Consider the following 22578-nt stretch of genomic DNA (forward strand, 5'->3'; position numbering starts at 1 on the left):
GAAACTTCCTCTTTATCTTGGATTTTTTGAGTTTGTACATAACGTTGGTTTACGAGGTAAAGGACTGCTAGAACCACTCATTCAGCTGTTGGTTACCTAGCAGTTTGAAATCCAATATGAGCCTTTTTTGATTACGAACCGAAACCGAAACACGTTTATGTCCAAAAATGTGTTGCGTTCTTTATGACAAGTTATTTCTCATACCTACTGGTAATGAGACTATTTAAGCAGTTTATCCTGATTTACAACTCTCAAATATCGAGTTTTAACAACTCGCTCAAAATCTTATTGCAGTCGGGTATTAGTCTTTATTACCCGACTGCACAAAAAACATAAAATACTTACATCAAACCAACTTAATCATCCAAAACTCGCCGCTTTTTTATAAGCATCTCGGCTTTGCACACGTTCGAGATAATCCTGAGTATTCAGGCGACTTTCCAGTAAACCTATTCGATGTGCGACTTCTAGTGTAAATGTCATCATGATGTCTGCTGCGGTGAAGTTTTCACCAGCAAAGAAAGGTTTGTTCTCTAATGTGGTCTCGATATAACCAAAATCCAGCGCGACTTCTTTACCAATATAGTGATCCATGGCCTGTGTGCCGTCTCTCGTTTCCATTTGCATGAATAAAGTGGAAATGACAGGCAAGCCGAGGGAACCTTTGGCAAAGTGAAGCCATTCTAAATACGCATAGTATTCAGGTGATCCCGCTTGAGGACGAAGTGCTCCGAGTTCATTTTGATTTAAAATGTACTCCATAATGGCACCTGATTCACACAAGGTAACATCGCCGTCGACGATGACAGGCGCTTTCGCCAGCGGATGAATCGCTTTTAAACTCTCAGGTGCTAATTGGGTAATGGGATCACGTTGATGGTTAATTAATTGATACGGAAGATTCAGCTCTTCCAATAACCATAAAACACGCTTAGAACGAGATTGATTTAAGTGGTGGACTGTTATCATAAGTAACTCGACTTAAAGACTGAGAATAGAGCAAAGCACTTTGGTTCAGTGCGTTGCGTGATGAATGATGATTACAATGCTTTTTCTAAAATTTGCTTGCTCACGGCTAAAGTAATGTCACTGTGTTCACCCAGTGCAACCATGCCGTGTTGCTCTAACATACTCACGAGATCATCAATATCTTTTTCACTGATATTGACATCAGACAATCGAGTTGGCACGTCCATTTGTTTAAAGAATGCTTCTGTTTTTGCAATGGCTTTATCAATTTTTACAGTTTCATCTTCATCCGTAATTTGCCATACACGCTCAGCATACTGAACCAGCTTTTCACGCTTTTCTTGGCGCTTCACTTTCATAACAGCAGGTAGCACGATTGACCGAGTTCTTGCGTGATCGATGCCAAAGCCACCCGTTAATTCGTGGCCTATCATATGGGTTGACCAATCTTGTGGCACACCAGCGCCAATAAGTCCATTCAAGGCCATGGTTGCCGACCACATGATGTTAGCACGAACTTCTAAGTCCTCATTGCTTTGAGCAGCTAAAGCTTTAGGCCCTTCTTCTATCAAGGTTTGTAACAGCCCTTCAGCAAATCGGTCTTGTACTTTCGCATTAACACTGTAAGTAAGGTATTGCTCAATGGTGTGAACAAATGCGTCGATAACACCGTTGCTGATCTGACGGTCTGACAGTGACAACGTCACCTTTGGATCCAATACCGCAAACTGAGGACGTACAATTGGGCTTGAGAATGGCAGTTTATGACCGTCACGAGTCACGACTGAGTTACCATTACTTTCAGAACCGGTTGCAGGAAGAGTCAGCACCGCCCCCATTGGTAATGCAGCAGTAATAGGTGTTTGTTTTGCTAGAATGTCCCACGGGTCGTCACCGTTAAATAATGCCGCAGCGGCAATGAATTTACAGCCATCAACCACGGAACCACCACCCACAGCTAATAAATAGTCCACATCGTGTTGTTTAATCAACTGCTGCGCTTTCATTAGCGTGTCGTATTTAGGGTTTGGCTCAATACCAGAGAATTCAAACCAAGTGTGTTCTGACAGTGCATTTACCACTTGGTCGTACACGCCATTTTGCTTAATTGAACCACCGCCATACACAAGCAATACTTTTGCATTTGCAGGGATCTCAGTTGCGATCATCTTAATTTGATCTTCACCAAAGTGGCTTTTAGTTGGATTTTGAAATGTGAAATTTAACAAAGTGATACCCTCGATTATGCAATAATTTGTTGAACTAGTTTTTTAGCGACTAACTCTGAGCTGGCTGGGTTTTGACCTGAAATGATCAGTCCATCTTGCACCGCTAATGCACTCCAATCATCCACTTTTTGATAATCAGCGCCTCGCTTGATCAGCTCATCTTCCAATAAAAACGGTACGATATCCGTGAGCTGAACTGCCGCCTCTTCAGTGTTTGTAAAGCCGGAAACCGCTTTACCTTTAATGGCAAGCTCACCGCTTGCGTCTTTCACGTTTAATAACGCTGCGGTTGCATGGCAGACTGCGGCAACGGGTTTTTGAGCCGCTAAAAACTGCTCGATCAACTCAATAGACGTTTGATTATCAGCCAGATCCCATAATGGCCCATGACCACCCGGATAAAAAACAGCATCGAATTGTTGTTGATCGATCGTTGATAACACATGGGTATTCATCACTGCTTGCTGCGCCGTTTTATCTTTATCGAAACGATGCGTTGATGCTGTTTGGAAATCTTCTAATTCACTTTTAGGGTCAATAGGCGCTTGACCACCAGCCGGTGAAGCCAGTGTTACTTCAAAGCCTGCATCAATGAATGTGTAATAAGGTGAGGCAAATTCTTCAATCCAAAATCCTGTTTTTTCTCCACTATCACCTAAAGTATCGTGAGACGTTAATACCATTAATACTTTCTGTACACTCATATTGACCTCTAATCATTTAAAGTAACTATTTGTCAGACAGTCTACAACAGTATATTAATAAGAATAATGCAGATTATATTGATATCTTTGTATCAATATTTAATACAATGAAGTGACGATAACTTTGGAGGTGATCGGTGAATATTTCTTTTGAGCAATTGAAAAGTATGGTGGTGTTTTCACACGTCATTGAACAAGGCACACTCAGTGGTGCAGCTAAACACATTGGGTTATCGCGAGCAGTGGTCAGTTACCACATTAAAAAGCTTGAGAGTCAACTTGGCATCAAGTTACTGAATCGCTCAACTCGTACCTTGTCACTCACCGAGGCCGGAAACGATTACTATCAGTATTGCCGCACAATTGCCGAGCAAGCTTCTGCTGCAAATCAACAAATCGAAAACCTGAAACACGAGCCTGTCGGATTAATTAAGATCACTTGTCCCGTGAACATCGGATTACAAACCATCGTCCCTGCACTCAATGATTTTAGAAGCCTCTACCCCAAAATTGAACTCGACGTCATGCTCACCGATGAAGTGGTTAATATCATGAAAGAAGGTATTGACCTGGCAATTCGTGGCGCACCGCTGGCAGATTCAGGTTTGCAAGCCACTCAACTGTCGACACTTAAAACGTGCTTATGTGGTTCACCTTCTTATTTTAAGAAATTTGGTTTCCCTAAGCACCCAACGGACTTAAATCAGCATCAATGGGTAATCTACAAGCTAACATCATCAGCACTTGAGTTAACCAAAGGTAGTCGCTCATTTAGTATTGAAATGAACGGCACAATCCAGACCAATAATGCTTCGGCAAGAACCGCATTTGTTGAAGGTGGGCATGGACTTGCTCGTATTCCTGCTTATGATGCCAAACCAAAAATTGAAAGCGGTACGTTGGTGTCAGTGTTAGACGATTACACGATGAAGGACATTAAGGTCTTTGGCGTGTTTCCCCCCGGAAATGCCGACTCTAAAAAAATACGTTTACTGATCGACTATTTAAAAGCACACTTTTCAAGGCCTGAGGCCACTGTGCGTTAATATTCCGTCCGATTGCAATCTTTTGCTTCAGCTTGATGCACTACTAATGACATTGAAACGTATGCTGCAAACTTATTGCGTCATACGTTTCAAACGAGGGGTGAGGAATAAAAAATTATAAGCCGAGTTCTAAACCATGCTTATATAGGGCATTTTTCTTTAAACCATGAATTTGTGCCGTTAAAGCTGCAGCCTTCTTTAATGGCAATTCAGTGCAAAGGATTTTCAGAGTTTCGATAGATTCAGCAGGTAAAGCATCTTGAGCCGCAGTTTCTGCACCATGAATCATCAGTACCATTTCACCGCGTTGCTGATTTGAGTCAGACTCAACGTTGTTCAGCACCTCCGCTACCGTTCCAGATAAAAAAGTCTCAAACGTTTTAGTAAGTTCACGTGCCATAACCATTTGTCGGTCAGCACCAAAGCTATTCAACATCGACTGCAAGCTTTGAATAATTCGATGTGGTGACTCGTAAAAAATGAGAGTACGAGGATCATCGACTAATGCTTTGAGCTTGTCTGTTCTGCCTTTCTCTTTCGCAGGTAAAAAACCTTCGAACGAAAAACGGTCAGATGGCAAACCAGAGCCACTCAGTGCAGTAATTGCAGCACAAGCACCCGGTAAAGGAATGACATCAAATCCCGCCTCACGAACGTAATTAACTAAATGATAGCCAGGATCAGAAATTAACGGCGTCCCCGCATCTGAGATTAAAGCAATTGAACCGCCATTCTTTAATTTTTCGACAACACCTGCAGCACGATCTCGCTCATTATGATCATGAATGGCGATAGTTTTGGTATTAACACCAAAGTGCTTCAATAATTTACCGCTATGACGAGTATCTTCACATGCGATTAAGCTCACTTGATTGAGAACCTCAAGCGCCCTTGGGGTTAGATCTTCAAGGTTGCCGATAGGCGTCGGCACGATATAAAGCGCTACTGCGTGTTCCATGGAGTCCTCAATAATACGAATAACAGACTTTCGCCAAAGATAAGAGCAGGTTAAACTATCTGCAATTGAGACAGTGTAAAAACTGCAAAAACCGAATTCTACCATACAGAGAGTGAATCTGTGTTGAAAAGCCAAACGTTGAAGAAGTTTACCCCAATCTTGTTAAGCAGCTGCCTATTGTTTGCTTGTAACTCGACACCAAATAGACCGATCTCGAACCAACCGGTTTCAATGGAAGCTGTGACGCTTTCGGCACAGAGCTATTTGAAGCAGGCTAACAACACCAATTCTAAACAACAAAAAGACAAATTGCTGTTGCTTGCCGTAAAAGCACACTTGAATGATAATCAAACTGAAGCCGCTGAAGAAATTTTACAGCGTTTATCTCAGAACTTAAGCGCATCGCCGACAATCCAAGCCCAGTACCGTTACTTATCCGCTAAAGTACTTTTGAAGCGCAAGCAATACGGCGAAGCATTACGTCAGCTAAAATATACTTCTCAATGGCAACTGCCAACTTGGCAATGGCGTAACTATCACCAAACCCGTGCGTGGTTATATGAACAGCTGCAACAGCCGCTCATGCAAATTGCAGAGCTGAGCTTATTGAGTAAATTTGTAGATTCGCAAGAAGCCAATCAAGTAAACGATAATATTTGGCGTTTATTGAGACCGATCCCACAAGATCAACTTGCGGAGTTGGCGCAAAATGCAATTGAGCCATTAAATGCAGGTTGGTTGCAGCTCGCTTATATCGCCAAACATTATGGTGCCGATCCAAATCAGTTGATCAGCTATTTAGGACGCTGGCAACGTCAGCACAAAAGCCACCCTGCAGCATTAAAACTGCCATCTGATCTAGAAAAAGCGCTGAATACGCAACCTTATACGCCAAAGAAAATTGCGGTGTTGCTTCCACTTTCTGGTGATAAAGGTGAAATAGCCAATCCAGTAAGAGTGGGGATTCTAAGCCGTTATCTCAAAGAGCCTGAAGGAAATGTACAACTTGAATTTTATGATACAGCCACAGACCCAATTGCGGCTTATCAAAAGGCATTAACTGAAGGTGCTGAGTTTGTTATTGGTCCACTGCTGCCAGGCAACCTGAACAAGTTAAAACAATACCAAGCTCAAAATCCGAGCCCTGTTCCTCAACTGTATTTAAATCAAGTTGAGCAATTTACCCCGAGTGAAAATCAGTTTTACTTTTCATTATCGCCGCAACAAGAAGCTGTAGACGCTGCGATGCACATGTTTCGTTCGAATATTAAAACACCACTGATTTTTGCCAGCAATAATAATATTGGTCACCGAATGGCAGCTGCGTTCAACGAAGAATGGCAACGTTTAACAGAACAACCAGCCGAAGTTCATTTTTACGACAGTGGCGACAAAATGAAAGTCACGGTTCAAAAAGCAATGGGCGTAGCAGACAGCAAAGCTCGCATTGCAAAAATGAAAGCTGCTGTCGGTCGAAAATTAAAAGCGGATTTTCGTTCTCGACGTGATATTGATGCGATTTACATGATTGCCAGCGCTCGAGATTTACCGCTATTAAAACCTTTTATTGATGTGAACTTTAGTGTATTTACTAAACCAGTTCCTCTGTATACCACGAGCCGCAGTCGTCCAAATGGAGATATTCGTCGCTCAAAAACAGAATATGATGGCGTGACAATCAGTGAAGCGCCATGGCTTATGCAAAATACACCAGATAACCGTATCGTCGATAAGCTTTGGCCAACATGGAATAACGGTCAGCAACGTTTATATGCGATGGGCGTTGATGCACTAGAGTTGGTGGGTAAACTGGCTCAAATGCGTGCTTTCCCGGGTTTCCATTATAAAGGTGATAGCGGTTTACTTTCCGTCAATGAACAAGGTGTTATTGATCGTCAGTTGCAGTGGGGTAAATACCGCAGAGGATATTTACTGCCATTATGAACAGAGGTCAGCAAGGAGAGCTGCAAGCCAAACAATACTTAGAGCAACAAGGGCTCACCTTTGTCGAGCAAAACGTTCGCTTTCCTTTTGGTGAGCTTGACCTTGTTATGCGTCAACAGAAACATTGGGTATTTGTTGAGGTAAAATACCGAAGTAACCCCAATTTTGGTGGCGCTGTGAATGCCGTTTCAGCCAAACAAGTACAGAGAATACGTAAAGCGACGGCTCATTACCTTCAACTGAAACGAATCCAAGCTCCGTGTCGATTTGATGTGGTTGCTATTGATGGCAGTCACATTCAATGGATTAAAGGCGCATTTTAAAGTTTCCTTTGATAATATAGCGTTAATTTAGTTTTTAAGGATGTATCCATGTTAGACCGTATTAAAGACAGTTTTACTGAATCAATTCAAACCAAAATCGATGCAGCGGAAGCACTACCAGAATCCATCGAGCATGCTGCGCAAATGATGGTGAACTGCTTATTAAACGGCAACAAAATCCTAGCTTGTGGTAACGGTGGAAGTGCTGGAGATGCACAACATTTCTCTGCAGAGCTGTTAAATCGCTATGAAATAGAACGTCCACCACTGCCCGCAATTGCATTAACGACAGATACCTCAACGCTTACTGCTATCGCAAACGACTATAGCTATGACGAAGTATTCTCAAAGCAAATTTTAGCGCTAGGTCAACCAGGTGATATTCTATTAGCCATCTCCACCAGTGGTAACTCTGGAAACGTAATTAAAGCAATGGAAGCAGCATTGAGTCGTGATATGACCATTGTGGCTTTAACCGGTAAAGATGGTGGAGCGATGGCTGGCTTAATGGGACCAAATGACGTTGAAATCCGTGTTCCTTCTGGTATTACGGCTCGTATTCAAGAAGTCCATTTATTGGCAATTCACTGCTTATGCGACAACATTGATAAGACGCTATTCCCACAGGACGAACAATGAGAAAACTTGCGACAATCACGCTTTTAACCAGTTTATTAATGCTTCAGGGATGTGCAGGCTTGATTGTTGCAGGTGCCGTAGGTGGCGCTGTCATGCTCAATGACGAGCGCAGCCTTAAAACTCAGCTTGACGATACCAATGCTGATTTTAAAATCGCAGCCGAACTCGATAAGCATAAAGACCTTAAAGAGCATACGCATATCCGTGTCATCACGGTAAACCGTAAAATTTTAGTTGTTGGTCAATCGCCCAATTCTCAACTCAGAGATAAAGCCATTCAGATCATTTCAAAGTTAAAGCTTGGCGATAAGATTTATAACCAAATACGAATTGGCAGCCCAACGGGTTTTACTACACGCAGCAATGACACTTGGATCACGACTAAAGTCAAAGGCCGCATGCTGAATCAAGACGGTTTAGATATTACTCGAATCAAAGTTGTAACTGAAAACGGCGAAGTGTTTTTATTGGGCTTAATTGCAGAAAACCAAGCGGACTTAGCTGTTGATGTAGCACGCCGCACTTCTGGTGTAAGAAAGGTAATTAAGGTATTTGAGTTAACCAAAGACTGATCCCTATCTATGTGGACGATGATATCGTCCACTTAATTTTCTGTGAAATAGAAAGATTAACTATCTTTAACCATCTTTTTTATAGCCATAGCGTCTTCATTAACAAAGCACAACAGCAATTTTTTTATTTCAGCTAATGCATCTGAAATACAGTAAGGAATCCAATATGGCGACAAGTAAGATAAATACAGCTCTTACTGACTCAACCCCTGCTTCAATACCCCCGAGCAGCCAACGCAATTTCTGGCGTAAGGCATTAGATTACATTAAGCCTAATCGCTGGAAGCTTCCTGCTCATGCCGCAGATAGAGGCAGGCAACTTATGGCTGTCACTGTTTTTTCCGCCAAAGATGCTCAAGAAGCTCAAACGCAACATGGCATGGTCAATCATACAAATATGCATCATTCAGCAGGAATGAATATGGGGCATGGGGTCTCAATAGCCTCCCCTCACTCTTCAAATATGTCCCAATCTCATATGGCAATGCCACACTCTGAAACAATGAACACAACTGCAGCTCATACGCATTCTCCTCATATGCCAATGGGAGGTATGCATACAATGCCAATGACTGGTGGTGTTTTAACGGCAACAGCGACAATTGGTGGTGCTTTAAGCGTAGGTGCAGGTGTGATTTCTGTGGCAAATGCCTATCAGCTCGGCAAACATTGGGACCAAATGTCTGTACCAGAAAGAACTGGAGAAACCCTAAAACTCACTGGAACTGTGGCTTTAGCTGGGGTTGGAGCAACGATTATAGGAGGACTCGCAACAGGAAGTGCAATGTCTGTAATGCCAGTTGTTGCTGCAGCTGGGCCAGCAGGGCTAGGTGCGATTGCTGCAGGTAATGTCATTATTGCCAGTTATCACGGTTATAAAGCTACCCGTGCTGGAGTGGATTTAAAGGCTATATCAAAACACGAAGCGCACATGCAACAAACTCATAATAAAACAGAAGTTGGTGAAACCTTGGTTAGCCGAGCCAAAGGAAAACTAAGATCTGACATTAAAACTCGTCTATTTAAAATTGGTGTACTGGCTTTAACAACAGTTGGTTTGGTGTTAGGGGCTGCATTAATCGCTGGCGCACTCGCCACCCCTGTAGGCTGGGTGGCTGCTGGTATTGTTGCAGCAGGGTTTATTGCCGGTGTCAGTCTTACTGTAGGATTATTCATTTACCGAAAGTATAAAGCCAAGCAAGAAGGTAATGATGCTGAAATCACAAAGAAGATACAGTTTGCACAACAAACGAAAGATCAAGTTCAACAGAGACTCGACTATGAATTAAAAGTTGGTGAGCTTAGGAGCATTCAACAAGAAATAGATCGGCAAAGAGGAGCAGACAAACTACAATTAAAAAGACGTAGAGAGTGGTTTGTAACAAACTTAGACTTATTTAAACTCAATGAGGATACTGCTCGTAACACACTATATACAAGTGCTGAGAGTATCACCTTGAAAGTGCTTGAGCTTAATGAAGACTATCTCATTGCAGCAACTAAGGCTTTGATTTCAGAAACAGATGAACACTAACAACTTAAACCAATTGCAACACTACGTTAGAAAAAGTGGCCTTAAGGCCAAGTTGCAACAACCGAATAAATATACTCCTGTTCCTCAGCTTATCATTGACCTTGGAAAAGACTACAAGAAGAGAGCGTTATATCTTCATATTACAGAACAAATATCATCGGGCATGGTGAATTCAGCTGCAGGCAAGGCAATTGATGTAACTACTCTACGTTTTTTTGTTATGTTCCCATTTCAAATTAAAGAAGCGCACACCGAGGACGTTTGTCGCTACCTTTTTAGAATTAACACCAATTGTGAATTGGGGAACCTTGTACTCAGAGACAAAGAGCGTTTAATCGTTTATCAATATAGCCACCTGACGATTGGCAATGTCATCGACGCTGCAGCAGTAGACATCGTGATTTCAATCGTTGAGTTATTATTTAATACTTTTGAAGAAGCCATTGAAATGCTAGCTAGCGGAGCAAAATCTTTAAAAAAATTTGAAGAAGAATCTTACCAATTATTGAAAGGCTCTGAGTTTAACAATACACAGTTTAGTAAAATCCTAAAAAAGTCGAAGTTTAAGCCATGACCTTTAATGAACTTATTCAACAGTTCAGCCGCTACTACCCACAATTGACTCTGGAAACGGATGAAATAGGCGTTGTTCGCTTTACATTGGGAAACCAATTCTTGATTTATTTGAGAAACGCCTTTGATGAGAAAACGTTCTATCTTTATGCACAAGTAGGTGAATTACCCGTAACAACGGATGCAAAAATGCAATGCTATCAACAGTTACTCGAAGCGAATCTCTTTGGCGATGGTGTTGGACTTGCTAATCTTGCGATACATCAAGAATCTAACAGTATTATTCTAACTCAGACATTTAATGCTCTACACACCAATTATTCTGCTTTTGAATCTGCTTATATTAGCTTTCTTGAGTATCTAACTTTTTGGGACGAGAAGCTTAATACGTGTTAATTTAGCTTGTTTATCGTCACCCCCCATTAAATGGCTGTACATTCAAATAAACGATAAGTATCAGTATTTCATCTATACTTTTTGAAACATTAATCACTCTGATTAAGCGAACATTAAAGATAAGAATCCAGCCCACTGTTAGTAAATAATCCACCTTCTTAGAAGGTGGTTTTATGATTGCCCCTAGAAGGGGCTGTAATACCAATTACAGTAATTAACTTCCCACTCAGCGAGAGCTAAAGGATTTCAGTGCAAGGCGAAAGTTTGAAGTACTATCGGGATAATTCAAAAACTTACAACGCAGTAATGGAATCCTTTAGCTTTGCCCTTCGGGAGCTTGTATGTGCCCAAATTACTTCGCCAAATTGCCTCAACGTAGCATGACTATGTCTTCATCAATTTCACTCGTACTTCGACCACATACATAGCTCTGAGCTGGGTATTTAATTACTGTAATTGGTATAAGGCTTGCTCTCATAGAAGGCAAACTGTTATCTCCAACTACTCAACATTAAAAATCAAGTCCTTCTTGTTGCTTTTCAAGCTTCTCTTGATATTTCACATATTTTCTTATCATCTCTGCATCAACACCTACCGTATCAACACAGTAACCTTTGGCCCAAAAGTGATTCTTTTTGTAACCAATTAAGGAAACTTAATACACCTTTAATCAAGATTTTTTTTTCATTCGATATAATCTACTGGCTCCCAAGTAACTGCCTTCATAAGGTTCATTAGAGGTAAATGATGGAAACAGCTAGAGTAGCGCCTCCTCCGTTAGAGGCATACAAATTTTATACAGAAGCAGAATCAGATTCTAATCCCTTTCCAAAATCAAAGGTTTTAACTTGGAATGTCATGGAGCTATACAATTACCGGAATGACACCTCACTTGATACGACTTCTATTAAAACGTATTTTCAGTTTATCCCCCCTTTCTCACAACGACCTCTAAACTCTCAGTTTGCTGTAAATCGAGTTGACTGTTACGTAAGGTATAAGAGTAATGGTAGTCTTGAAATTAGTGAAGAACCAACATTCAATACCCTTTTAAATAATACTCTTGAACAATTTCCTGTAAGTGCTCTTGTAAATTTTCTTTCCGAAAAATTTAAGACGCATCCATGTGAAAGTGTATTTACGCCCTCAAAGACACAACCTTCTAGCAGTGCTCACGATGATTCTGATAGCAATGAACCACTTGAATTAGAACCCTTTTTATTTGTAGAACCATTAATGGTAAGTGGACAATCGATTCATTCTTTACCTAGTTTATCTTGTCAGATAAAAGACTTGTCTGCCAGAACTCAGAGTGGCAAAGACTTATTCGATGCTATAAGCAGAGAAGATGCTAGCTTAGTTGATACGTTACTTAAGAATGGAACGAACTATTACTTTTTTGAAAAGGGCGTAAGTTGCATGAAAAAAGCTATTGAAGTCGGTAATCCTTTGATTATTAGTAAACTATTATTGGCAGGTGCAGCACTATTCATTGAAGGTCATAAAGTTTCAGAAGATGGTTGTTACTTAGCTGCAATTTTTGAGATAAATGACGAAGCTCTCAATCACTTGGCTCTGGATTGCGTACGAATAGATAGTGAGTCTACATTGAATCTATACCTAGATTCGCTAACACACGCCCAAAACTTTACACCTGAATTGTTCACAAAAGCATTATCAAAGTGTAATTTCTCCGATATAGAAAAAGATTCATATAAAGAGAAGTTGGCTATAACATTACGCACTGTGAGTGAATGGAATGACAGTGCATTATTTTTAGCATTCATAAAAATCTGCCCAGATGAGTTTCTAATGGAATTCACTACCGATAAAGATGAGCCCTTTTGTGAATTTGCAGTTAAAAAATACACGATTGAACAATTAAAGGAAAATCTTAGCCAAAAGATGATGAGTTACATTGATCAGGCACAACAAGATCTTGAAATACAAAGCAGAAGTAACTTTAATCAAGTATCATCGGAATATCAGACGAAAACAGCTTCGGTCGAAGAGGTAGAATTGCATGAGCTCACACAACCTTCATAACTGTGCTTGAATTAAAATTTTTGATACTAAATATTTATTGAACTATTAAACGAAAATATACCAGTAAGAAGTCAGCACACTCTAGAAACTATGAAAGACTGTAACTCAACTCCCCTTTAGTACCACAAAACAAGGGGAATATTATGAGCACTGTCCTTCATAGTTTTTAGCAAAGTGAGCTACAAAAAAACTATACAATCAAACCAATCTTTTCGTAAACGGCTTTAACTGTTTTATCAGCACGTGCTCTTGCCTTTTCAGCACCTTCTTTCATCACTTGTTCAAGATAAGCTTCATCGGCACGGATTTCACGATAACGCTCTTGTAATGGCTCTAACATAGCAACAACCGCTTCACCCGTTGCAACTTTTAAATGGCCATACATTTTGCCTTCGAATTCTTTTTCAAGTTCTTCGATAGATCGCCCAGTAGCACCTGACATCAAACTTAAAAGATTAGAAACGCCTGGTTTGTTCTCAACATCAAACTTCACTCTCGGCGGCTCTTCAGAGTCAGTCATAGCTTTTTTGATCTTCTTAAGGATCTTTTTAGGATCTTCAAGTAACCCAATAACGTTATTTCGGTTATCATCAGACTTTGACATCTTCTTTGTTGGATCTTGCAGTGACATCACTTTCGCACCATGAGTCGGAATAAACGGCTCAGGAACTGTGAAAGTCTCACCATAAGCATTATTGAAACGAGTGGCGATATCACGAGTTAATTCAAGATGCTGCTTTTGATCTTGACCAACCGGAATTTCATTTGCTTGATAAAGTAAAATGTCTGCAGCCATTAACACAGGGTAACCAAATAAGCCCACATTGATGTTATTCGTATGCTTTTGCGACTTATCTTTAAACTGAGTCATGCGGTTCAACTCACCCATTTGGGTGTAACAGTTCAATGCCCAACCAAGTTGAGTGTGCTGTGGTACATGAGACTGAATGAATACCGTGCTCTTCTTTGGATCGACACCACACGCTAGGTATAACGCTAGGGTATCTAAGCAAGCAGTACGTAATGCTTCAGGATCTTGTCTAACCGTTATAGCATGAAGATCTACAACACAATAAAGGCAGTCATGACTGTCTTGCATTGCCACCCACTGGCGTAGTGCGCCCATATAGTTACCTATGGTCAATTCACCTGAAGGCTGTGCGCCGCTGAGTACGATGGGCTTAGTCATCTGCTTTATTGCTCCTTGAATTAAGATTGGGCATTTACCCAAGTTAAAATGTCTCTAAACTGGTCAAATACGGCGTCTGGGCCGCAAAGCCCAATATCTTCGCCGTAGTTATAGCCGTAGGTCAAGCCAATTGATGCAACTCCTGCCGATTTCGCTGCAAAAATGTCATTTTTAGAATCACCAACCATTAAAAGCTGTGTTTTTTCTAGATTCCATTCGGAAATAATGTGATTTAATGGCAGAGGATCTGGTTTGCACTTTTCTAAGCTGTCACCACCTAATACCAGTTCAAAATAAACATCAATACCATAGGCTTCAAGCATGTCTGGCACAAAACGATAGGGTTTATTCGTAACAATGGCTAAACGGTAACCTTGCTTTTTCATTGACGCTAACGTGCTTTTTACATGTTCATATAAATCGCTGTGCTTGTTTAAATGAAGACCGTAATGATGCATAAACCGTTCATGAGTTGAACTGAGTTCTTCAACGGTTGGTTGAGTACCGTTAGTATTAATCAAGGCACGCTCAACCAGCTTTTGTACGCCATTCCCAACCCAACTGCGCATTAACTCTTGCGAAACTATTGGCTGCTGCAATTCAAGCAACATATCATTTACGCCAGCATGAATGTCAGGAACGCTGTCTACCAGCGTTCCATCAAGATCAAAGGCAATGGCTTTGAATCTGCTCATTATGCGTCAACCTTGGCAAGTTCACTGCGCATTTCATCGATCACGGCTTTATAATCTGGTTTTCCGAAGATGGCTGAACCTGCTACGAACATATCTGCTCCAGCTTCTGCGATTTCTGCAATGTTATCGACCTTAACCCCACCGTCGATTTCCAAACGAATATCATAACCACTTTCGTCAATACGGCGACGAACTTCACGTAATTTATCTAATGTCGACGGAATAAAAGATTGACCACCAAAGCCCGGGTTAACTGACATCAGTAGAATCACATCAAGCTTGTCCATCACATGATCAAGATAATGCAATGATGTAGCAGGGTTGAACACCAATCCCGCTTTACAACCCGCATTTTTTATCAACTGTAGACTGCGATCGATATGTTCTGACGCTTCTGGATGAAAAGTAATGATAGATGCACCCGCATCAACAAAATCAGGAATAATACGATCGACTGGCTTCACCATTAAATGCACATCAATATCTGCTTTTACACCATGATCACGTAACGCTTTACAAACCAAAGGACCAATCGTTAAATTCGGCACATAGTGGTTATCCATGACATCGAAATGAACCACATCAGCGCCTGAGGCAAGCACGTTGTCAACTTCTTCGCCTAAGCGAGCAAAATCAGCAGATAAAATGGATGGAGCAATCAGAAATGGACGCATATCATTCTCACACAATTAGATTATTTTTGAGTAGTTTACTCCTCTGTCGGTTTTAGCTCTAGTTGTGATATCTCATTAATTTAAAAAAAGTGTTTTATCGAATTGAAATTGAAACTAAACATTCTGTTTAAAATCCAAACGAATTTGTTATAATTAATTGTCATTAGCACATTGGGAATCGAGAGTAAGACATGAAAAATTTATGGAAAAACTCGCTACAGCTACGGAATAGCGCCTCCCGTTTCACGTATAAAAGTATCATTTTAGGTAGCACATTATCAGTAAGTGTTATTGCAGTTTTAATGAGCAATACTCTCTCGAACTCAGAAGGCACCTTAGCTTGCGCATGCAGTTCAAATATAACTTATGACACAATGTTACCTGCGAGCCACCCTCAAAACCGCTGCGCCTCTCAAACAAAAGAACTCAATTGGGGCACTTGGCTGGCTGGGAAAAGTGGCTCGAGTCAATTTCATTTTTTCGATTTATTTGAACTACTTCACGGTAAACGTAGTGGCAATTTTGATAAACCTAATGCCAATGACATTAATCCGGAGTAATTTATGTTCACACAAGTTTGGCAATTATTTACCAGTACATTAGCTGCTTTTTTTGGTGTTCAATCAGATAAAAATCGACATCGCGACTTTGGTGATAATGAATCTCCCATTCCATTCATCATCATGGGCATCGTAATGGCAATTTTATTGGTTTTAGGATTGTTTTTTATTGTGAGCCAAGTAACGAGCTAGGCTCCTATTCATCGTCAAAATGGTAGTCTTTATCATAGAGAGCTATCAATTCATTGACTTTTTTTCTGCCATTGCCTTTCTGACTGATGTTGCGTTGTACTTGGATTTTACCTAATCGCGCACCATGATAAAGTTCACGAGTCAGTGGAATATCATGATTACTGATGACAACAGGAATGTTTTTATCACGGGCAACATGCCGCGAAACTCTTGCGAGTAACGCCTGATCGTCAAGCGTAAAACCAGCACCTACGTAAGTGGTAAAACTTGCTGTAGTCGATAGTGGTGCATATGGAGGGTCGCAGTAAATTACATCACCGCTTTTTGCCTGCTCGAACGCTTTTTCGTAGCCAATACATTCAAATTCAGCCACTTGGGCTTTCTCAGAAAAAGCATTAAGCTCAATTTCTGGAAAATACGGCTTTTTGTAAGAGCCAAAAGGAACATTAAACCCGCCCGTTCGGTTATAGCGACAAAGCCCGTTAAAACCATGACGGTTCATATACAAAAAGTAAATGCTTCGCTCGAATGGATCTTTTGTTGCATTAAATTGAGTACGAATGTCGTAATAAGCTTCTTTTGCATTCATCTTTTCGCAAAATAACTTGCGTGACTCTTTGATGTAAAGCTCAGGTTGCTTTTGAATGATTTTATACAGATTAATCAAATCTTGATTTATATCGCACAATAAATACTTTGAATAATGCGTATTAAGAAAAACACTGCCTGCGCCAACAAAGGGTTCAACTAGCCTATCCCCATCAGGAAGATAAGTTTTCAATGTATCAACAAGTTTGAATTTACCACCAGCCCACTTTAAAAAGGCTCTATTTTTTTTATTCATGAACTGGATCAGTGTGAAGCAAGACAAAAAGAATTGTACGTTGATATAAACTAATTTTCACTACTCTTATTCGGATTTTGCAATTCAAGTTTCATTAACGTTTTCCACTTGCGTATCCATGGTTTTGGAAGTTCTGTTTCTTTAGCCAATTTAGCTGCAAATGTTTGCGCTAATTGATAATTTTCAAATTCTCCAACAACGACAACCCAACGTTGTTTTTGTTTTGCTATTCTGACATCAGAATACGGAGAAAGTTGTCTAAGTAGATTATTCAATGATCTCTGTTTACTGACCGTGGCAACTTGAAGAGTATAACTCTCTGGATTCGGCGCTTTGACCTCAGGAGCATCTAACTCAAGTTGCTTTGTTACAGATTTGACTGCGTTAACATCACCTTGTTTATACTCAATTTTAGAAACTTCACCCTCAAGTATTTGACTGGAGCGTTCAACTTTGCTTTCTGTTTGCTGAGCGTGAGCGAGTTCCGGCTGTTGATTATCGCTCAATTCAACGGGCTTTTGTTTTAGGCGTTTACCTGACGTCTCGGCAGTTACTTCATCAAGTTGGTCTGGTTGCTGCTGGGTTGGTTTAGGACGTGCAATATGGCTTACTGCTGCCTCTACCTTAGCCTGTTGATTAGTCTTAGTGCCTTCTAGTTCAACTTTAGTGCCCCTCTCAATCTGATTGAAAACTATTGCGGCATCTTTCACAGGTAAATCGATAGAAGTTTGAAGACGTTCTGTTGTCTCTTCAGAGGCAGGAATTGTATCATCACTATACCCTGCAACCTTTAAAAGCGGTTGTTGATAAACCCATGCCAGAGAAGCCAACGTAAACAATAATGCAACTACGGTAAGCAAACGAAGATTAAGTGTTCTCTTGCTTACTTTTTCATTGTGTTCATTCGCTGACTTAACAAATACCGCAACAATATCTTTTGGATACACGTTGTCTTGGTTAAAATCAGGTTTCGCAATTAAATGATTTTCAAAACCGTCACTTTGACTGAGCAACGAGTAATAAAGCGCATCTTGCTCTTGCTGGCTTAATGTTTCGATATAAAGCGAGCTCATTAAAGCCTGAAAAGACTCTGGTAGTGCCTCATTGAGCTGAGCTTCAAACTCTACTGTGACTGCAGCAATAACGCTCACGAACTGCCCTGAAACCGATAATTGGCTTAGACCAATTAATTCCGCCCATAATGCATTTGATAATCGCTCAGCATCATCAATAATAATGACAATTGGCTTTTTTAATGTCGACGCAAAATCGACTAATGAATCGGTGAGAGAGGTTTCATCATCAAAGACAGGTTCTGAAAGTAGTGGTAATAGAATTTTGCGTCTTATTTCGGCATCATCCGCATGCAAAGGACAAGAAAGAAATACAGAAATCTCGTCACTTATTATTCTATTAAGGTATCTCAGTAGAAATGATTTCCCCGCCCCTTCTGCACCACAAACCAGCTGCAATTGCTCTGCATAACTGATGTTATGAGTTAAGCGTTCAGCAAGTGATTCTTGCGATGGTAGCAATAAAGGCTCTGTCATTTCCCTAAGTTCTCGATAAATGAGATATATCTAGCTTAGTACATCGATTAACTGTTGATGACTTACTTGCGATGTCACAACAGCTTCGCCAATCTGTGTTGGTAAAACTAACCGAATTTTTTGATCGAGTACTTTTTTATCTCGTTGCATGTGCTTAATAAACGCATTTGCAGACATGGATTTTGGTTTCACAAGTGGTAGTTCGAATGCGGAAATTAAACGAGAGATGCGTTGAACGGTCTCAAAACTTACCCAACCTAAATGTTGTGACGTTTCAGCAGCAAGTACCATCCCTGCAGCCACAGCTTCACCATGAAGCCAATTTCTATAGCCCATCTCTGCTTCGATAGCATGGCCGAAAGTATGCCCTAAATTTAACAAGGCTCGACAACCACGCTCGGTTTCATCCTGAGCAACCACATCAGCTTTTATTTCACAGCATCGAGAAATGGCGTAAATTAAAGCCGCTGGCTCAAGCTGCTTTAACGGCTCGATATTTTGTTCAAGCCATTCGAAAAATTCGATATCCCAAATAATGCCATATTTAATGACTTCAGCCATACCAGCATTAAACTCTCTCACTGGTAGCGATTTGAGAAATTCAGTATCAATAAACACTGCTTTAGGCTGATGAAATGCGCCAAGCATATTCTTACCTAAAACGTGGTTCACTGCAGTTTTGCCGCCAACAGACGAATCGACCTGCGACAGTAACGTTGTGGGTACTTGAATAAAATCAATACCACGTTGATAACAGGCCGCTGCAAAACCTGTCATATCTCCAACAACACCGCCACCTAAAGCGATGAGAACGCAATCTCGGCCGTAGTTCTCCTGCAAGAGTTTATCGAAAATATGGTTGAGGTACTCGAGTGTTTTATATTGTTCACCGTCAGGTAGTATCACAGAATCTATCGATGATGCAGGCTTAAAGAAAGCCTTAACTTGTTCAATATAAAGCGGAGCAATAGTGTCATTACTGACAATCAACAAGCGTTTTTTATGAAAATAGCGAGACCAAGTCTCGCTATTTAGAGTGGAGGGGTCTGTAAGGAAGCCTTGATGAATATAGATGCTATAACTGCGTTTACCTAAATTAACCTCAATGGTTTCCATACTTTAAAACGTCCCGAAATTAAAAACCTAATTTCTCAATAATTTGGTTTGCAACAACTTTAGCACTCTGATCGTCAGTCTTAACAACAACGTCAGCAATTTCTTCGTAAAGTGGATTACGAGATTCAGCTAAAGTCTCAAGAACGTGTCTTGGGTCATCAACTTGTAAAAGAGGACGGCGCTTATCACGTTGAGTACGCGCAACTTGCTTATCTATCGTGGTTTCAAGATATACAACAAAACCTCGAGCTGATAAATAGTTACGGATCTCTTTGCTTTGAATTGAACCACCGCCGGTAGCCAATACAATGCCCTGCATTTCTGATAAATCAGAAATGACAGTTGTTTCACGCTTACGGAAGCCGTCTTCACCTTCTACATCAAATACCCAAGCAATGTCAGCACCTGTGCGCTTTTCAATCTCTTGGTCGGTGTCGTGGAATTCTAAATGAAGCATCTGCGCCAAATGGCGACCTATTGTGCTCTTACCTGCGCCCATTGGGCCAATCAGAAAAATATTACGTTTTTCAGCCATTTTTTATACGTCTGAATCTTATGAAGTGTTTGCCTATATCGATTTACAATTGGAAATCGACCTATATCTTACCTTGCTCTTCTAATGAGACTTGATTAGGGATTATCTCAGTTTCCTTGTGCAAATGGCAAGTCATCAAAGCGATTAAAATACGATTTGTCGATGAGTTTTTCACTTTTAGGTATACCATAAACAAAAAGCCAGAGACTAATCTCTAGCTTAGCTCTATGTAAATTATAGACTTTTATAATTCTTCAGTAACAATTTTTGGTGTTACAAAAATTAATAATTCACGACGCTCATTTTTTTTCTGTGAATTTCTAAAAAAGTAACCTAAGTACGGAATATCACCTAATAACGGTACTTTATTCACATTATCGATAACTTGTTGCTGGAAAATACCACCTAAGACAATGGTTTCGCCATTTTTTACTAGCGCCTGAGTACCGATTCGCTGAGTATCGATCGAGACGGCTGTGCCTGTTGGTGTTTGTACGTTTTCACCACGAGAGTCTTGAGTGATTTCCAAATCTAAGATAATACGATTATCAGGTGTAATCTGTGGCGTTACTTTTAAAGACAGTACTGCGGGTTTAAACGTAACCGTTGTAGCACCACTTGATGCAGCCTGTACATACGGAATTTCAACACCTTGAGAAATATAACCAGAAGTTTGATTTGAAGTTAACAAGCGTGGACTTGCTACAATTTCAGCTTTATCTTCTTTTTCTAATGCACTCAATTCCAAATCAAGTAAAGTACCATCAGCAAAGTCCGCCACCCTGAATGCTATCGATGTTGGGCTAACGTCAGACGGCGCAGGTAGGTTTACATTCAATCTGTCACCTATTGGTGGTACAACACCATTAGATACATTGGATAGACCATCTAAGCGACCTGTCGTTCCACTGTCACCGTCTCGATTAGTGAAGCCCCAACGAACACCGAGATCTTCAGCGATATTATCACGAACTGTAACAACTCTAGCTTCAATCAAGACTTGTTTAATCGGAATATCAAGAATTTTGACTAAGCGAGCTACATTTTCAATAGTGTCAGCGGTATCTTTTACAAGTAACGTATTTGTTCTTGTGTCAACAGCAACAGTACCACGCTTAGATAGTAGGCTCGAATCATCACTTTTGAACAAATTGGCGAGGTCTTCTGCTTTTGCATAGTTGATTTGAATATACTCAGAATAAAGAGGTGCAAGTTCCTCAACTTCTTTTTTATTCTTTAACTCATTACTTTCTCTGATTGCTATTTCTTCTGCAGGAGCTACCATCATGACGTTTCCTTCGAGACGCATACCTAGCCCTCTCTGTCTCAGAATTAAGTCCAATGCTTGATCCCAAGGCACGCTGTCTAAGCGGATGGTTATATCCCCCTCTACAGTATCGCTTACCACTAAGTTAAAGTTGTTTTGATCTGCAATGATTTGAAGCACCGCTCTGACAGAAATGTTTTGGAAGTTTAAGGTAAACTTTTTCCCTGTATAGACTTTTTCTTTTTTTTCTACTATTTCAGGTTCTTCTTCATCGACGAGTAATCTTATTTGATTACCATCTTGGTTATAGGTGTATTTATACGTTCCTGAAACATCAACTAAGATTCTACTGGTGAGATCTTCTCTAAACGTTTCGAAGCTTTTGATTGGAGTATCAAAATCATTAACATCAACAATGTATAATAAATCTTCTCCAATCTCGGTGTTGTAAAACTTAAGTTCTAACTTTGCACCGACTTGTTCGACATTAAAAGCGATGGAGCTGTTATTTAATTTAACAATCAGTTCACTGCCACCCGTCTGTGAACGCTTAAAATCAATATGTTTTATATTGTTAATGTATGAAGAAGCTGAGTTGGATGACTCTTGTTTTATTGAGTCATTGATCGTCAATCGATAACGGTTACCAATTACTCTTGCTTGATAAGGCCTGATTCGATCTAAACTGATAATTGCATTTAACGTAGTCTCTTTTTGATTAAGAGATAAATCAATCACACCCACTTTTTCAATGTTAAATTTTGACTTGTTCACCGAGGAGACACTATCAGCAAAAGAAATCGTCAGTTGGGCTGGATTTGCACTCGCATCAACTAATGGCACAGTAATGTCTTTTTCAAAGACAAATTCAACTTCAAGTTGATGATCTACAACAGCGTGATACTTAATATCAAGTAATTTATTGGCACTGTATGCTGACGGAGCAAATGCAATAAACGATAAAAGTACAAGTGCAAAGTTCACTGCCTTTATCATTTTAAAACGAATATGTTTGATGATTGA

At 40.3% G+C, this 22578-nt stretch carries 23 protein-coding genes and 1 pseudogene; 11 read left to right on the forward strand and 13 right to left on the reverse strand.

Annotated elements, in window-relative coordinates; translation table 11 throughout:
* Nucleotides 1–360 precede the first annotated feature (360 nt).
* The 3 genes from JQC92_RS09545 to JQC92_RS09555 form a co-directional block, all read right to left on the reverse strand.
* Nucleotides 361–969 (reverse strand): glutathione S-transferase family protein, encoded by a 609-nt coding sequence (locus JQC92_RS09545; RefSeq protein WP_204999441.1) that lies wholly within the window; start codon nucleotides 967–969, stop codon nucleotides 361–363.
* Between the two features lie 71 nt (nucleotides 970–1040).
* Nucleotides 1041–2198: an iron-containing alcohol dehydrogenase gene (locus tag JQC92_RS09550; protein WP_204999442.1), complete on the reverse strand. Its 1158-nt coding sequence runs from the start codon at nucleotides 2196–2198 to the stop codon at nucleotides 1041–1043.
* Between the two features lie 14 nt (nucleotides 2199–2212).
* Entirely contained in the window at nucleotides 2213–2902 is a 690-nt protein-coding gene (locus JQC92_RS09555; protein ID WP_204999443.1) for a type 1 glutamine amidotransferase domain-containing protein, read from the reverse strand.
* A gap of 137 nt (nucleotides 2903–3039) precedes the next feature.
* Between JQC92_RS09555 and JQC92_RS09560 the strand changes: the two genes are divergently transcribed.
* Nucleotides 3040–3948 carry a LysR substrate-binding domain-containing protein gene (locus tag JQC92_RS09560; protein ID WP_204999444.1) on the forward strand — a complete coding sequence of 303 codons (909 nt, stop codon included), beginning with the start codon at nucleotides 3040–3042 and terminating at the stop codon, nucleotides 3946–3948.
* Nucleotides 3949–4063: 115 nt separating this feature from the next.
* Here JQC92_RS09560 and rsmI read toward each other — a convergent pair whose 3' ends face one another.
* Nucleotides 4064–4906 (reverse strand): 16S rRNA (cytidine(1402)-2'-O)-methyltransferase, encoded by an 843-nt coding sequence (gene rsmI, locus JQC92_RS09565; protein ID WP_204999445.1) that lies wholly within the window; start codon nucleotides 4904–4906, stop codon nucleotides 4064–4066.
* Nucleotides 4907–5083: 177 nt separating this feature from the next.
* Between rsmI and JQC92_RS09570 the strand changes: the two genes are divergently transcribed.
* From JQC92_RS09570 to JQC92_RS09600, 7 genes are all read left to right on the forward strand, one after another.
* Nucleotides 5084–6850, forward strand: coding sequence for a penicillin-binding protein activator (locus JQC92_RS09570; protein ID WP_239480494.1), 1767 nt, complete (start codon nucleotides 5084–5086; stop codon nucleotides 6848–6850).
* Complete coding sequence (locus JQC92_RS09575; protein WP_204999446.1) at nucleotides 6847–7173, forward strand: YraN family protein; 327 nt, start codon at nucleotides 6847–6849, stop codon at nucleotides 7171–7173. Before JQC92_RS09570 ends, JQC92_RS09575 begins: the two co-directional genes overlap by 4 nt.
* Nucleotides 7174–7221: 48 nt before the next feature.
* Nucleotides 7222–7812, forward strand: coding sequence for a phosphoheptose isomerase (locus JQC92_RS09580; protein WP_129945635.1), 591 nt, complete (start codon nucleotides 7222–7224; stop codon nucleotides 7810–7812).
* The gene (gene dolP, locus JQC92_RS09585) at nucleotides 7809–8384 is read left to right on the forward strand and encodes a division/outer membrane stress-associated lipid-binding lipoprotein (RefSeq protein ID WP_204999447.1); all 576 of its coding nucleotides are present in this window, start codon (nucleotides 7809–7811) and stop codon (nucleotides 8382–8384) included. Before JQC92_RS09580 ends, dolP begins: the two co-directional genes overlap by 4 nt.
* A gap of 166 nt (nucleotides 8385–8550) precedes the next feature.
* Nucleotides 8551–9918, forward strand: a complete 1368-nt coding sequence (locus JQC92_RS09590; RefSeq protein ID WP_204999448.1) for a hypothetical protein — start codon at nucleotides 8551–8553, stop codon at nucleotides 9916–9918.
* Entirely contained in the window at nucleotides 9908–10492 is a 585-nt protein-coding gene (locus JQC92_RS09595) for a type III secretion system chaperone family protein (protein ID WP_204999449.1), read from the forward strand. Before JQC92_RS09590 ends, JQC92_RS09595 begins: the two co-directional genes overlap by 11 nt.
* On the forward strand, nucleotides 10489–10887 hold the full coding sequence (locus JQC92_RS09600) for a type III secretion system chaperone (protein WP_204999450.1): 399 nt from the start codon (nucleotides 10489–10491) through the stop codon (nucleotides 10885–10887). The genes JQC92_RS09595 and JQC92_RS09600 overlap by 4 nt, the downstream gene beginning before the upstream one ends.
* A gap of 511 nt (nucleotides 10888–11398) precedes the next feature.
* Here JQC92_RS09600 and JQC92_RS09605 read toward each other — a convergent pair.
* Nucleotides 11399–11518 (reverse strand): annotated as a pseudogene (locus JQC92_RS09605) (transposase); the annotation flags it as partial.
* A gap of 116 nt (nucleotides 11519–11634) precedes the next feature.
* Here JQC92_RS09605 and JQC92_RS09610 point away from each other — a divergent pair.
* Nucleotides 11635–12933 carry a hypothetical protein gene (locus JQC92_RS09610; RefSeq protein ID WP_204999451.1) on the forward strand — a complete coding sequence of 433 codons (1299 nt, stop codon included), beginning with the start codon at nucleotides 11635–11637 and terminating at the stop codon, nucleotides 12931–12933.
* A gap of 190 nt (nucleotides 12934–13123) precedes the next feature.
* Here JQC92_RS09610 and trpS read toward each other — a convergent pair whose 3' ends face one another.
* Genes trpS through rpe form a run of 3 tightly spaced genes read right to left on the reverse strand, consistent with a single transcriptional unit; the run spans nucleotide 13124 to nucleotide 15491 of the window.
* On the reverse strand, nucleotides 13124–14122 hold the full coding sequence (gene trpS / locus JQC92_RS09615) for a tryptophan--tRNA ligase (protein ID WP_204999452.1): 999 nt from the start codon (nucleotides 14120–14122) through the stop codon (nucleotides 13124–13126).
* A gap of 20 nt (nucleotides 14123–14142) precedes the next feature.
* Complete coding sequence (locus JQC92_RS09620; RefSeq protein ID WP_204999474.1) at nucleotides 14143–14820, reverse strand: phosphoglycolate phosphatase; 678 nt, start codon at nucleotides 14818–14820, stop codon at nucleotides 14143–14145.
* The gene (gene rpe / locus JQC92_RS09625; protein WP_204999453.1) at nucleotides 14817–15491 is read right to left on the reverse strand and encodes a ribulose-phosphate 3-epimerase; all 675 of its coding nucleotides are present in this window, start codon (nucleotides 15489–15491) and stop codon (nucleotides 14817–14819) included. The genes JQC92_RS09620 and rpe overlap by 4 nt, the downstream gene beginning before the upstream one ends.
* Nucleotides 15492–15793: 302 nt before the next feature.
* Here rpe and JQC92_RS09630 point away from each other — a divergent pair, with 302 nt between their 5' ends.
* Nucleotides 15794–16051, forward strand: coding sequence for a hypothetical protein (locus JQC92_RS09630; protein WP_239480496.1), 258 nt, complete (start codon nucleotides 15794–15796; stop codon nucleotides 16049–16051).
* Between the two features lie 3 nt (nucleotides 16052–16054).
* Entirely contained in the window at nucleotides 16055–16243 is a 189-nt protein-coding gene (locus JQC92_RS09635; protein ID WP_204999455.1) for a DUF2970 domain-containing protein, read from the forward strand.
* A 4-nt stretch (nucleotides 16244–16247) separates the two neighbouring features.
* Here the strand turns inward: JQC92_RS09635 and JQC92_RS09640 are convergent, their stop codons facing one another.
* The 5 genes from JQC92_RS09640 to JQC92_RS09660 all read right to left on the reverse strand — a co-directional run bounded on the left by JQC92_RS09640 (nucleotide 16248) and on the right by JQC92_RS09660 (nucleotide 22551).
* Nucleotides 16248–17087, reverse strand: a complete 840-nt coding sequence (locus tag JQC92_RS09640) for a Dam family site-specific DNA-(adenine-N6)-methyltransferase (RefSeq protein WP_204999456.1) — start codon at nucleotides 17085–17087, stop codon at nucleotides 16248–16250.
* A gap of 50 nt (nucleotides 17088–17137) precedes the next feature.
* Nucleotides 17138–18637, reverse strand: coding sequence for an AAA family ATPase (locus tag JQC92_RS09645; RefSeq protein ID WP_204999457.1), 1500 nt, complete (start codon nucleotides 18635–18637; stop codon nucleotides 17138–17140).
* Nucleotides 18638–18667: 30 nt separating this feature from the next.
* The gene (aroB, locus tag JQC92_RS09650) at nucleotides 18668–19753 is read right to left on the reverse strand and encodes a 3-dehydroquinate synthase (RefSeq protein ID WP_204999458.1); all 1086 of its coding nucleotides are present in this window, start codon (nucleotides 19751–19753) and stop codon (nucleotides 18668–18670) included.
* A gap of 19 nt (nucleotides 19754–19772) precedes the next feature.
* Complete coding sequence (gene aroK / locus JQC92_RS09655) at nucleotides 19773–20288, reverse strand: shikimate kinase AroK (RefSeq protein WP_204999459.1); 516 nt, start codon at nucleotides 20286–20288, stop codon at nucleotides 19773–19775.
* A gap of 244 nt (nucleotides 20289–20532) precedes the next feature.
* Nucleotides 20533–22551 (reverse strand): type IV pilus secretin PilQ, encoded by a 2019-nt coding sequence (locus JQC92_RS09660; protein WP_239480499.1) that lies wholly within the window; start codon nucleotides 22549–22551, stop codon nucleotides 20533–20535.
* Between the last annotated feature and the right edge of the window lie 27 nt (nucleotides 22552–22578).

It is taken from the genome of Parashewanella hymeniacidonis (assembly GCF_016900895.1).
GTDB lineage: Bacteria > Pseudomonadota > Gammaproteobacteria > Enterobacterales > Shewanellaceae > Parashewanella > Parashewanella hymeniacidonis.

Excerpts from the sequence above, each read along its gene's own strand:
- JQC92_RS09545 (WP_204999441.1), bottom strand. The coding sequence starts at position 969 with ATGATAACAGTCCACCACTTAAATCAATCTCGTTCTAAGCGTGTTTTA.
- JQC92_RS09555 (WP_204999443.1), bottom strand. The coding sequence starts at position 2,902 with ATGAGTGTACAGAAAGTATTAATGGTATTAACGTCTCACGATACTTTA.
- rsmI (WP_204999445.1), bottom strand. The coding sequence starts at position 4,906 with ATGGAACACGCAGTAGCGCTTTATATCGTGCCGACGCCTATCGGCAAC.
- JQC92_RS09575 (WP_204999446.1), top strand. The coding sequence starts at position 6,847 with ATGAACAGAGGTCAGCAAGGAGAGCTGCAAGCCAAACAATACTTAGAG.
- JQC92_RS09580 (WP_129945635.1), top strand. The coding sequence starts at position 7,222 with ATGTTAGACCGTATTAAAGACAGTTTTACTGAATCAATTCAAACCAAA.
- dolP (WP_204999447.1), top strand. The coding sequence starts at position 7,809 with ATGAGAAAACTTGCGACAATCACGCTTTTAACCAGTTTATTAATGCTT.
- JQC92_RS09590 (WP_204999448.1), top strand. The coding sequence starts at position 8,551 with ATGGCGACAAGTAAGATAAATACAGCTCTTACTGACTCAACCCCTGCT.
- JQC92_RS09595 (WP_204999449.1), top strand. The coding sequence starts at position 9,908 with ATGAACACTAACAACTTAAACCAATTGCAACACTACGTTAGAAAAAGT.
- JQC92_RS09600 (WP_204999450.1), top strand. The coding sequence starts at position 10,489 with ATGACCTTTAATGAACTTATTCAACAGTTCAGCCGCTACTACCCACAA.
- JQC92_RS09610 (WP_204999451.1), top strand. The coding sequence starts at position 11,635 with ATGGAAACAGCTAGAGTAGCGCCTCCTCCGTTAGAGGCATACAAATTT.
- trpS (WP_204999452.1), bottom strand. The coding sequence starts at position 14,122 with ATGACTAAGCCCATCGTACTCAGCGGCGCACAGCCTTCAGGTGAATTG.
- rpe (WP_204999453.1), bottom strand. The coding sequence starts at position 15,491 with ATGCGTCCATTTCTGATTGCTCCATCCATTTTATCTGCTGATTTTGCT.
- JQC92_RS09630 (WP_239480496.1), top strand. The coding sequence starts at position 15,794 with ATGAGCAATACTCTCTCGAACTCAGAAGGCACCTTAGCTTGCGCATGC.
- JQC92_RS09635 (WP_204999455.1), top strand. The coding sequence starts at position 16,055 with ATGTTCACACAAGTTTGGCAATTATTTACCAGTACATTAGCTGCTTTT.
- JQC92_RS09640 (WP_204999456.1), bottom strand. The coding sequence starts at position 17,087 with ATGAATAAAAAAAATAGAGCCTTTTTAAAGTGGGCTGGTGGTAAATTC.
- JQC92_RS09645 (WP_204999457.1), bottom strand. The coding sequence starts at position 18,637 with ATGACAGAGCCTTTATTGCTACCATCGCAAGAATCACTTGCTGAACGC.
- aroB (WP_204999458.1), bottom strand. The coding sequence starts at position 19,753 with ATGGAAACCATTGAGGTTAATTTAGGTAAACGCAGTTATAGCATCTAT.
- aroK (WP_204999459.1), bottom strand. The coding sequence starts at position 20,288 with ATGGCTGAAAAACGTAATATTTTTCTGATTGGCCCAATGGGCGCAGGT.
- JQC92_RS09660 (WP_239480499.1), bottom strand. The coding sequence starts at position 22,551 with ATGATAAAGGCAGTGAACTTTGCACTTGTACTTTTATCGTTTATTGCA.